Origin of the sequence: Candidatus Synechococcus spongiarum, assembly GCF_900047545.1 — a bacterium.
Taxonomy (GTDB): domain Bacteria; phylum Cyanobacteriota; class Cyanobacteriia; order PCC-6307; family Cyanobiaceae; genus Synechococcus_B; species Synechococcus_B spongiarum_C.
Genome location: NZ_FITM01000153.1, coordinates 1 through 9,995 on the forward strand (window position 1 = coordinate 1; position 9,995 = coordinate 9,995).

At 63.4% G+C, this 9,995-nt stretch carries 11 protein-coding genes, 1 tRNA gene and 1 pseudogene; 5 read left to right on the forward strand and 8 right to left on the reverse strand.

Annotated features, from left to right (window positions below; all coding sequences use genetic code 11):
- Positions 1-33: 33 nt before the first annotated feature.
- The 5 genes from ftsZ to miaB all read right to left on the reverse strand — a co-directional run bounded on the left by ftsZ (position 34) and on the right by miaB (position 5,100).
- Positions 34-1,230, reverse strand: coding sequence for a cell division protein FtsZ (gene ftsZ / locus FLM9_RS06505; RefSeq protein ID WP_074457811.1), 1,197 nt, complete (start codon positions 1,228-1,230; stop codon positions 34-36).
- Between the two features lie 189 nt (positions 1,231-1,419).
- Positions 1,420-2,193: a cell division protein FtsQ/DivIB gene (locus tag FLM9_RS06510; RefSeq protein ID WP_074457812.1), complete on the reverse strand. Its 774-nt coding sequence runs from the start codon at positions 2,191-2,193 to the stop codon at positions 1,420-1,422.
- On the reverse strand, positions 2,190-2,600 hold the full coding sequence (locus tag FLM9_RS06515) for a hypothetical protein (RefSeq protein ID WP_074457813.1): 411 nt from the start codon (positions 2,598-2,600) through the stop codon (positions 2,190-2,192). Before FLM9_RS06515 ends, FLM9_RS06510 begins: the two co-directional genes overlap by 4 nt.
- On the reverse strand, positions 2,594-3,718 hold the full coding sequence (locus FLM9_RS06520; protein ID WP_257243040.1) for a D-alanine--D-alanine ligase family protein: 1,125 nt from the start codon (positions 3,716-3,718) through the stop codon (positions 2,594-2,596). Before FLM9_RS06520 ends, FLM9_RS06515 begins: the two co-directional genes overlap by 7 nt.
- Entirely contained in the window at positions 3,715-5,100 is a 1,386-nt protein-coding gene (gene miaB, locus FLM9_RS06525; protein ID WP_074457821.1) for a tRNA (N6-isopentenyl adenosine(37)-C2)-methylthiotransferase MiaB, read from the reverse strand. Before miaB ends, FLM9_RS06520 begins: the two co-directional genes overlap by 4 nt.
- A gap of 80 nt (positions 5,101-5,180) precedes the next feature.
- Between miaB and FLM9_RS06530 the strand changes: the two genes are divergently transcribed.
- Positions 5,181-6,248 carry a dipeptide epimerase gene (locus FLM9_RS06530; protein ID WP_074457814.1) on the forward strand — a complete coding sequence of 356 codons (1,068 nt, stop codon included), beginning with the start codon at positions 5,181-5,183 and terminating at the stop codon, positions 6,246-6,248.
- Complete coding sequence (locus FLM9_RS06535; RefSeq protein ID WP_074457815.1) at positions 6,242-7,312, forward strand: DUF1611 domain-containing protein; 1,071 nt, start codon at positions 6,242-6,244, stop codon at positions 7,310-7,312. The genes FLM9_RS06530 and FLM9_RS06535 overlap by 7 nt, the downstream gene beginning before the upstream one ends.
- 2 nt (positions 7,313-7,314) lie before the next feature.
- Here FLM9_RS06535 and FLM9_RS06540 read toward each other — a convergent pair.
- Positions 7,315-7,387, reverse strand: a tRNA-His gene (locus tag FLM9_RS06540).
- Positions 7,388-7,447: 60 nt separating this feature from the next.
- Here FLM9_RS06540 and FLM9_RS06545 point away from each other — a divergent pair.
- From FLM9_RS06545 to FLM9_RS06555, 3 genes are all read left to right on the forward strand, one after another.
- Positions 7,448-8,227, forward strand: a complete 780-nt coding sequence (locus FLM9_RS06545; RefSeq protein ID WP_074457816.1) for a DUF429 domain-containing protein — start codon at positions 7,448-7,450, stop codon at positions 8,225-8,227.
- A gap of 70 nt (positions 8,228-8,297) precedes the next feature.
- Entirely contained in the window at positions 8,298-9,254 is a 957-nt protein-coding gene (locus FLM9_RS06550) for an aldo/keto reductase (RefSeq protein WP_102135500.1), read from the forward strand.
- 6 nt (positions 9,255-9,260) lie between these two features.
- Positions 9,261-9,452 carry a hypothetical protein gene (locus tag FLM9_RS06555; RefSeq protein ID WP_074457818.1) on the forward strand — a complete coding sequence of 64 codons (192 nt, stop codon included), beginning with the start codon at positions 9,261-9,263 and terminating at the stop codon, positions 9,450-9,452.
- On the opposite strand, the gene minE is transcribed toward FLM9_RS06555, so the two are convergent.
- Together minE and FLM9_RS06565 are read right to left on the reverse strand one after the other, a co-directional pair.
- Positions 9,453-9,725, reverse strand: a complete 273-nt coding sequence (gene minE / locus FLM9_RS06560; RefSeq protein WP_074457819.1) for a cell division topological specificity factor MinE — start codon at positions 9,723-9,725, stop codon at positions 9,453-9,455. It abuts the gene before it with no gap.
- A gap of 9 nt (positions 9,726-9,734) precedes the next feature.
- A pseudogene (locus tag FLM9_RS06565) lies at positions 9,735-9,995 on the reverse strand (septum site-determining protein MinD); the annotation flags it as partial.

Below are 9,995 nucleotides of genomic sequence, written 5' to 3' on the forward strand. Positions count from 1 at the left end.
ATGGCTTGCCGAGCCCCACTGCCTTCCGAGAAGTCAGGGTGCGCTGTCCGGACCACTGCTATTCCCTGAAACTCCATCCAAGGACTTGAGATTGTGGTTGCGACCACGGCGCGTCTCAAGGAAGTAGGGAATTTTTGCCCCGGACCTCTCGTCAAGGAGCGGCGTGAAGGAGTCCTGTTCCTCCAGAAGGTTGTTTCGGGATTCAGCAACGTGGGTCTCTTGTTCCTTTGTATCATTTGTGTTACGATTAAAACCTGTTGCAATAATGGTAACGGTTGTTTCTCCTTCAATGGAATCATCCTGTATTGCACCCACGATGATGTTGGCACTTGGATCCACCATGGCTGTGATCACTTCCGAGGCCTCCGTCAGGTCATCCAGAGTCATGTCTCTTCCCCCGGTGACGTTGATGATGCACCCCTTGGCCCCATGAATTTTCTTGCATTCCAGTAAATCGTTGTTAATAGCTGCCAGGGAAGCCTCCTTGGCGCGGGAGCGACCCGAGCTTTTGCCGATGCCCAGCAGTGCCGTGCCAGCGTTCTTCATCACGGAATGGACGTCGGCAAAGTCCACGTTCACCAGCCCCGGTTGGGTGATGATATCGCTGATGCCCTTGACGCCACGATAGAGGATATCGTCCGCACTACTGAAGACGTCTTGCAACCGCCCACCGGAAACGCTGGAGTTACGAAGTTGGTCGTTGGGAATGACAATCAGGCTGTCTACATGGGTGGACAACTCCCGAATTCCCTGCTCCGCTTGCGCGGCCCGGCGGCGACCCTCAAACTTGAACGGCTTGGTGACAATGGCCACGGTGAGTGCCCCGGCCTCCCTGGCCAACTCGGACACCACGGGAGCGGCGCCGGTTCCTGTACCACCCCCCATGCCCGCCGCAATGAACACCAGGTTGGCCCCCTCCATCATCTGCTGGATCTCTGATCGGGACTCCTCGGCCGACTTCTTGCCGGTGGACGGGTTGCCTCCCGCACCAAGACCTTGGGTGAGCCGCTGACCAAGCTGAAGACAGTTCTCCGACGGTGAGCAGAGCAGAGCCTGAGCATCGGTGTTGAGAACCCAGTGGTCCACACATTGCAAATCGCTTTCGATCATACGATTGACAGCGTTGCTGCCGCCTCCGCCAACCCCGACAACACGGATGCGAGCATTTTGGGCAGGGACGATCTTGGCGGCTGACTGACCGTTCTGGCCGTAGGCATTATCACTGCTCATGACATCTGTGCGGCTTTAGTGGAGTGGCAGTTTGACCTTAGCAGCACTAGCCACATTGTGATGCACCAATGTCAAGCCTCTAATGGCGTAGAAAAGATTAAGATTGTAAATACGCCTGCCGGTCCATCCCATGGTCCATGGGACCTGTCAGTGGCCTCCAGCCCCAGTGGAGTGGGGCTTGTCCTTGCTTTAACCCTGTGACACACCAAGGTTGGGCTGGTCAGGATTTCGCAGATCCACGTCGGCATAGGAGAACGGCGGCCCACTTCTTTGGAGATGGACGTAAAGGTGGTCCATGGCGGCAAGTTTGCGCTCCAGATGATCCGGATCGCCCAGGTGTACCTCCCCCAAGACCTGGGAAGTGCCCAGCACCAGTTGCCCGTCTGTCGTGATCCGGATGGTCTGCACCGGCGTCTGCAGGTGCTCTAAACCCGCGAACAGTTCAGCCAACGTGTCCTGCAAGTCCGGGGTCCAGAAATCCACCAGCACCAGCACGTGGTGCCGCACCATGGGAAAACGATCCAACTGGTGGCGCCCATCAACTCTGGTCCAATTGAACCGGTGGTCCAGCACGCCACGCTCCACCCGATCCGCAAAGGAACGCCGGGCCCAGGCCTGGGCAGTGGTGTTCTGCAGGTGAACCACCAGTTGCGGTGGCGCCAAGGCCCGTTGCACCTGCACCTGGAGAGTTGGCCAGGCCAAACGCCGCAGCTGCTGCTCCATGGATGAAGGATCCACCGTAAGCAGGGGGGTGGGGAATTGGAGTGGGCTGGCCGCCACCAGTGTCCCGTGCTCCTGTGGCGACGCGCCATGGAACACCACTTGGCCAGGCGTCTTGACCCACCAGCCCTTCTCCAGCAGCACCCAGGCCAGCCCCACCGCAGCGCCACTGAACACCAGCAGGCGCCATAACTGGATCAGCTGCCACCGCCCCTGCCCGATCTCCCGGGGTCCGGACCTCACAATTGACAACACACCCGAGACATCAGTTCATCCACCCACAGGCGGGCCCGTACCGCGTCACTGAACGGAATGTCCAGACTGCGACCCTCCGCAACCAGGCGCAAACGACAGGGGCCACAGGCCTCGTCCGTGAGGGGCACATCCCCGGAGCGGTCTGCCATCAACTCGCAGATCTCCAGGTGGTTCACAGCAATGTCCTCGGCCAATTCGACGCCTTTGGGCCCCACAGGTCCCCAACTGATGTGCCCATCCCGGAGGCGCATGGCCACGGCGGCATCCAGCTTGGCCAGTTCAGATCCTGCCGCCCAGCGATGGAATAAGGCCTGGCGCCGTCGCTCCAGCCAGCCGAGGGCCGTCAGGACCACGAAGATCACCAGCAGGGGGAGCCAGAGCAAACCTTCTAGCATGACAATTCAGTGGACTGAATGGGCTGATTCGTGGTCCGGTGTGGGGGGCTGCCTTGATGGCACTCCTGGGCCAGCCTGATCAGGCGATGCACCAGTTCCTCCACGGACACGCCGCTGGCCTGCCACAGCAGGGGATACATGCTCTGGCTGGTGAAGCCCGGCATGGTGTTGATCTCGTTTACGTAGAGGGCCTGGCTATCCTCCTGGTAGAAGAAATCCACACGGCTGAGGCCGTAGGCACCCACCGCCTGGGTGGCCTGTACCGCCAGCCGCTGGACCCGGTCATGGATGGCCTGAGGTACGGATGCGGGGATCACCAGGGAGCTATGGCCCGCAGAATATTTGCTGGTGTAGTCATACCATTCGGCGTCGTAAAGGATTTCGCCAACAACAGAGGCATCCAGATGCCCGTATCCCAGCACGGCGCATTCCAGTTCCCTCGCCGGAACAGCTGCTTCAACCATCAGGTGGTCGTCAAGCCGGGCCGCAGCCTGGAGTCCCGCCAGGAGCGCCCCGCGATCCCCGGCTTTGCTGATTCCCAAGGAGGAGCCCAGACTGGTCGGTTTGACGAAACAGGGATAGCCCAGGTGTTGTTCCACGTTGTTGACCAGTTCATCGGTGTACGCCAACCTGTTGGCAGTGGCACAGACATAGCTCACCTGGGGCAGGCCGGCTGTGGCAAAGGCTGCCTTCATGGCTTGTTTGTTCATGCCCACGGCGCCCCCCAGCACCCCCGTGCCCACAAAGGGCTGATCCAGCAAGGTGAAGAGCCCCTGCACCGTGCCGTCTTCTCCGTTGGGTCCGTGGAGCACGGGAAACCACACATCCACCTGATGGGCTGTGGTGGGCAACCTGGGCAGGTGGTGATCGGATCCTGTCGGGATCGCGCCGGAGAGTGCCGCCGTTGCCCCGTCCCCCACAAGCCAGCGGCCGCCACGGGTGATGTAGTGGAGAACCACCTGGTAGCGCTGACGGTTGTCTCCCCTGGAGAGGGCGTCGGCAACGGTCCGGGCCGAGCGAATGGACACGTCGTGCTCACCGGAGCGTCCCCCGAACACCAGACCCACCCTGGTGGTCGTCGACTGTGGGGCGGTATTGGGCAAAGGGAGGTTGGTCACACTGTCCTGGAACCTATCAGGGAACAGCCGCTGAGGGAAAAGGGGCGCACCGCCTCGATGCGGACGGACACGAGATCCCCCGGCCCATGACTCCCGGCCGGCAGAAACACCAGCCGATTGGTGCGGGTGCGGCCCATCAACTGGTCAGGATCCTTGGGGTTGCGCCCCTCCACCAACACCTCCACCACCTGCTGGGCATAGCGTTGGTTGCAACGGCGGGCACAACGCTCTACGCAAGTATTGAGGCGCCGCAGTCGCTCCACCTTCACCGGCTCCGGCACCTGGTCTGTCCAGGTCGCGGCCGGGGTGTGGGGACGGGGTGAATAGGCCGCGGTGTTGAGCTGGTCAAAGCCGATCTCTTCCACCAGGGCCATGGTGTTGTGGAATTGGGCTTCCGTTTCCCCGGGGAAGCCCACAATGGCATCGGCGCTGATGGCAGCCTCCGGCATGTGCCGGCGAATGGTGCGGATGATGCGGCGATAGCGGTCCACTGTGTAGCCACGGGCCATGTGGCGCAGCACTTGGTCGTCCCCGCTTTGGAAGGGAATATGGAAGTGCTCGCACACCTTGGGCAGTTCTGCACAGGCGGCAATCAGCCGCTCGGTGAAATAGCGGGGGTGGCTGGTGGCAAAGCGGATCCGCGCAATGCCCTCCACGTCATGGATAAAGTGCAGCAGGTCCGTGAGGGTATGGCGCCGCCGACCCGAAGGGGTGATGCCTGGCAGGTCCCGGCCATAGGCATCAATGTTCTGGCCCAGAAGGGTGATCTCCCGGTACCCCTGTCGGGCCAGGGTCTCGATCTCGCTGCGAATGGCTTGCGGTGTGCGGGACTGCTCACGGCCGCGGGTGGCGGGAACCACGCAGTAGGTGCAGCGCTCGTTGCAGCCGTAGATCACGTTGATCCAGGCCGTGACTCTGCTCTCCCGCCGGGGCCTGGTGACGTCTTCCAGGATCTGGTGCTCCCCGGTGGCCACCACCTGGTGACCGCTCTCCACCTGCTCCAGCAGGCTGCCCAGGCGGTTGGCGTGTTGTGGTCCCATGACCAGGTCCAGCTCCGGCACGCGCCGCAGCAGACTTTCCCCCTCCTGCTGGGCCACACAGCCGGCCACCACCAGGGTGAGCCGTGGATTGTGGCGCTTGCGCCGGGCTTGGCGGCCCAGATAGCTGTACACCTTCTGCTCGGCGTTGTCCCGAATGGAGCAGGTGTTGTAGATCACCAGGTCGGCGGCCAGTTCGTCCTCTTCATGGCGGTAGCCCATGGCCTCCAGGATCCCGGCCATGCGCTCAGAATCCGCCTTGTTCATCTGGCAGCCAAAGGTGGTGATGGCATAGCGGCGGCCTGGGGCGGCGGCGGGATCAGCAGCAGGAGCCAGGGGGGGCATCAGAGCGTTGCGGCGGGTCACGTTTTTATAGTCTTCCCCAATTGCTGCATCAGCGGCGTCCACCTGCAAATTGGTCTCCCATGCAAGGTTGCTGCCGTCCTTTCCAGATTGAGAGAGTAGTCCCTCTCACCATCAGCCGTGGCCAGACCCACTGTCTGGAGAGGTTGCTGGTGGAAATCCGCCACGGGGGTATCACCGGACTCGGGGAGACGGGCCATGTGGACACAGGCCATCACCACTACACCAGGCAGGCTGTGGCGGCGGAGCTGGCCCGGCTCTGGCCCCAACTGGAGCCCTATGCTCCGGATCAGTGGCAGCAGTGTGGGCCGCTGCTGGCGACCCTGTCCCCCCCAGCCCGCTGTGGGGTGGACCTGGCACTCCAGGACTGGTGGGGCAAAGCTTTGGGGCGCCCCCTTTGGCGTCTCTGGGGCCTGGATCGGCAACGCTGCGGGGCCACCAGCGTGACCGTTGGTCTCGGCTCCGTGGTGGCGGTGCGCCAACGGCTGCGGCAATGGTTCAACCAAGTGCAGCCCAGCCGCATCAAACTTAAACTCGGCAGCCCCCAGGGCTTGGACCATGACCGCCGGTTGGTGCAGGCCACGGTTCAGGAACTGGAAAGCTGGCCCCGACCCGTGGACGTGCAAATTGACGCCAACGGGGGCTGGGATCTGAATCAGGCCATGGCCATGGCCCCATGGCTGGCAGATCAGGGGGCAGTGCTGCTTGAGCAGCCTCTCCCTGTCGCCAGCAACGACCATGAAGGCTATGCTGCCCTGCGTCCCCACTGCCCCATCCCCCTGGTGGTGGATGAAAGCTGCTGGACCCTTCAGGACCTGATCCGCCTCGCGCCCCACGTGGACGGGGTGAACCTGAAGCTTCTCAAGCACGGCGGCCTGGGCCAAACCCTGCTCATGGCTCGCGTGGCCCAACAGTTGGGCCTCCGGTTGATGCTGGGCTGCTACGGGGACACCAGCCTGCTCAACGGCGCCGCGGCCCAACTGCTCCCCCTGGTGCAATGGCCGGACCTGGACAGCCATCTTAATCTGCGCCATGACCCCTTTCTGGGCCTTGAGCGGATACAGGACGTGATCCGACCCGGCACTGCCCCTGGTCTGGGCATTCAACTTGCCAAACCTCTCCAATGCTGAGTGCCTCCGCCCCCCTGGTTCTTCTCCAGCACGGTGGCCTGCAAAGTCTCCTTGGCAAGACCGGTCTTGCCATGCTGCGCTATCGTCGTGGTCCCATCGTGGCGGTGATTGACCCGGACAACGCCGGGGCCCAGTTGGTGGAAGTCACGGGGATTCCCCGCCCGGTCCCGGTGGTGGCCACCCTGGAGGAGGCCCTGCCCATGGGACCCACGGTGGCCGCCATCGGCCTGGCCCCGTCCGGTGGCCGGATTCCGGAGGTGGTGCGTCGGGACGTGGAGGCTGCCCTGGCTGCAGGCCTCAGCCTGGCCAACGGTCTCCACACACCCATGGCCGACGATCACGAGTTGCGTGCATTGCTGCGACCCAACCGCTGGATTTGGGACCTGCGCTGTGAACCCGACACGCTGCGGGTCGGCGCTGCCCGTGCTGCCCGCAGCCCTGCCCGGCGGGTGCTGTTTGTGGGCACCGACATGGCCGTGGGCAAGATGAGCGCCGCTTTGGAGATGCACCGGGCTGGCCTTGACCAGGGGTTGGCCATAAACTTTGTGGCCACCGGTCAAGCGGGCATCCTCATCAGCGGTGGCGGCATTGCCCTGGACGCGGTGCGGGTGGACTATGCAGCTGGCGCCGTGGAGACAGCGGTGCTGGCGGCCGGTGCGGCTGCCGACTGGGTTCTGGTAGAAGGCCAGGGCTCCCTGCTCCACCCCGGCTCCACCGCTACTCTGCCCCTCCTGCGGGGCAGCCAGCCCACCGATCTGGTGCTGGTGCATCGGGCCCGACAACAACACCTGCTCTCCCTGGCCCCTGACGGTCCCCCCATCCCCATCCCCCCCCTATCCCAGGTGGTGAAGCTTTACGAGACTGTGGCTGCCGTGGCCTGCCCTGCCCTGTCTCCCCCCTGTCGGCTGCGGGCCGTTGCCCTGAATACGGCCCGACTCCAGCCGGAGGAGGCCCGGGCCGCCATCGCCGCCACCCGCCAGGAGACGGGTCTGTTCTGTGATGACCCTGTGCGCTTTGGGGGGGCAGGGCTCATGGCCCAACTCCAGGCACCAGACGGGTTGTGAAGGGCGAGCGAGGGGATTCGAACCCCCGAATGGCGGCGCCACAAGCCGCTGCCTTAACCACTTGGCGACGCCCGCCAGCCAAAGCGAAGGAGATCCTAACAGGTGAAGTGCAGTGGTCCGCCCCCTAATCTGCCATTGGGTCAGCCCCTGGCAGCCATCAGGTGGCCCATCGGTCTCCAAGGGTCCCCCACAGCGGTGAGGTTGGGCCTGGACGGTTGCCGTGGGGGCTGGGTTCTGGCGCGCTTGGCAGCCCGGCGCCTTGTCCTGTCCCTGCTGCCCGGCCTGAAGTCCCTGGAGATGGGTGATCAGCACATGGGCTGTGTCGATATGCCCATTGGCCTCACCAGCCATGGGCAGCCCCGCTGCTGTGACGATAGGGTGCGCCGCCTGCTGGCGCCCGCAGGGCGCAGCAGCAGTGTGTTTTCCCCACCGGGGCGCTGCTGCCTATCCTTGTCAGACCATGGTCTGGCGACGGCAGCCCAACGCTCCGGGGGTGGTCCGGGCCTCTCCATCCAAAGCTGGCATCTCCTGGAGCGGATTCGGGAGTTGGATGACTGGCTTCAGGCACAGCCACAGCGCCCCCGGCAGTTGCTGGAATGCCACCCGGAGTTGACGTTTTTGCAACTGCAGCAACGGCATCAACCCGAGTGGCCCGCACCCGTCAGCAAACACCGGGATTCAGGCCAGCACCAGCGCCTCCGGCTCCTTTGCCAGCATTGGGGTTGGGATCCCACCGGGTTGGTGGATCAAGCTTTGGTGCGCAGCCACCGCCGTCACCTCCAACACCATGACCTGGTGGATGCCCTTGCCTGCCTTGCCGTGGCCATGGACGGGCAACGCCAAACACTGCCCATCTTCCCGGCAACAGACGCGGCAGGCCTGCCCATGGCCGTCACCTGTTTAGGCCCCGGCTAGATTGGCTGCGCTAATCCGTGGGGACGAATCCGGGATGGGCGGTGAAGATCAGAGGTGGGGCACACTGGCCGTGGCGCCCATCGGGGTGGGCACCTGGTCCTGGGGCAACCGCCTGCTCTGGAACTACGTTCCCCAGCGGGATGACCCCCTGCTGCTCCACACGTTTCAGGCGTGCATCAAGGCCGGGCTCACCTTCTTCGACACCGCCGATTCCTATGGCACCGGCAAGCTTCAGGGGCGCAGCGAAAGCCTGCTGGGCCAAGGTCTGTCCCGCTTGCCACCGGGACAGCGCCAACGGGTGACCGTGGCCACCAAGCTGGCGCCCTACCCCTGGCGCCTGGGGCGTCACGGCTTTTGCAAGGCTGCGGCAGCTTCCCGTCAACGGCTGGGGCGCCCCATTGACCTGGTGCAACTCCACTGGAGCACGGCCCGTTATGCGCCATGGCAGGAGACCCCCTTGCTGCAGGGACTGGTGGATCAGGTGCGGCTTGGGGGCGCCAAGGCCGTGGGACTCTCCAACCTGGGTCCTCGGCGGCTGCGCCGTGTGGCGGGTTGGATGGCGGATGCCGGTGTGCCACTGCGCAGTGTGCAGGTGCAGTTCTCCCTGCTGTCCCAGCAGCCGCGCCAACCGGGTGGCGTGCTGGAAGTTTGTCAAGAACTGGGCATCCGGTTGATTGCCTATTCTCCCCTGGCCCTGGGTCTGTTGGCCGGCCAGTACACCGTCAAGCACAGTCCATCCGGATTCCGGGGCCTGCTCTTTGCCCGTCTGTTGCCCCGCCTGGAGCCTTTGCTTACCTTGATGGGGGAGATGGCGGCGGATCACGGCTCCACACCAGCCGGCGTGGCCGTCAACTGGTGCCGCGCCCATGGAACCGTTCCCATCCCCGGCCTGCGCCACCAGCGTCATGTACACGTTATGGAGCAAGCCCTAGGCTGGATGCTGTCTGCCCACGAGCGCCAAACCCTGGACCAGGCCAGCCGCAACCTGGCCACCCTGATGCCCCAAAACCCTTTTCAATCTGCCTGAAGCGTTATGTTGACCAGGATTCCCAAGCAATGGCTGAGCCGCGCCATCCTCGTTGACGTCAGCTTGGCGCTGACGGGCCTTGCCCTTTGCTTGTTGTTGTCCAACCTGTTCTGGCGACTGGTGAGCGGATTTGTGGCCCTGGCCTGCTGCCTGGATGCCCTGCTTGCCGCCTACCTGCTCGACCACCAGGAGACCTGATCAGCGCCCCAGCTTTCTGACGCGCCGGATGGGCAAGTTGGCCACAAGGGCCGTGGAGCGCTCCTCGGTTTCCAGGGTCAGTTCGCTGCCCGTATGGTCGAGCTCCAAATACTTGGACACCACTTCCATTATTTCCAGGCGCATTTGATCCAGCATCGCGGGGCTCAAGTCACTGCGGTCATGGGCCAGCACCATGCGCAGACGACTGCAGGCGGAGTTGGCGCTGGTGTTCGTCTTGCCAAAGAGACGGCTCAGCAATTCACTAATGGTCATGGTGGCACCTCAAATAATTTTTGTGGAAAGGAAATCACCAAGACGGTCTATAAAGCCCGCTGGTTTGTTGATATCAGGGATTGGGACCTCCTCTCCCCGGATGCGACGGGCGATATTGCCGTAGGCAACGCCAGCAGGGGATTTGTATTTTCCCAAGGCCAGAGGCTCTCCCAGATTGGAGGAAATGATCACCTGCTCGTCCTCCTGGACCACCCCAAGAAGGGGAACCGCCAGGATATCCAGCACATCTTCGATGGACATCATATCCAG

Coding starts and splice junctions, on each gene's coding strand:
- ftsZ (WP_074457811.1), bottom strand. CDS start 1,230: ATGAGCAGTGATAATGCCTACGGCCAGAACGGTCAGTCAGCCGCCAAG.
- FLM9_RS06515 (WP_074457813.1), bottom strand. CDS start 2,600: ATGCTAGAAGGTTTGCTCTGGCTCCCCCTGCTGGTGATCTTCGTGGTC.
- miaB (WP_074457821.1), bottom strand. CDS start 5,100: ATGCCCCCCCTGGCTCCTGCTGCTGATCCCGCCGCCGCCCCAGGCCGC.
- FLM9_RS06530 (WP_074457814.1), top strand. CDS start 5,181: ATGCAAGGTTGCTGCCGTCCTTTCCAGATTGAGAGAGTAGTCCCTCTC.
- FLM9_RS06535 (WP_074457815.1), top strand. CDS start 6,242: ATGCTGAGTGCCTCCGCCCCCCTGGTTCTTCTCCAGCACGGTGGCCTG.
- FLM9_RS06555 (WP_074457818.1), top strand. CDS start 9,261: ATGTTGACCAGGATTCCCAAGCAATGGCTGAGCCGCGCCATCCTCGTT.
- minE (WP_074457819.1), bottom strand. CDS start 9,725: ATGACCATTAGTGAATTGCTGAGCCGTCTCTTTGGCAAGACGAACACC.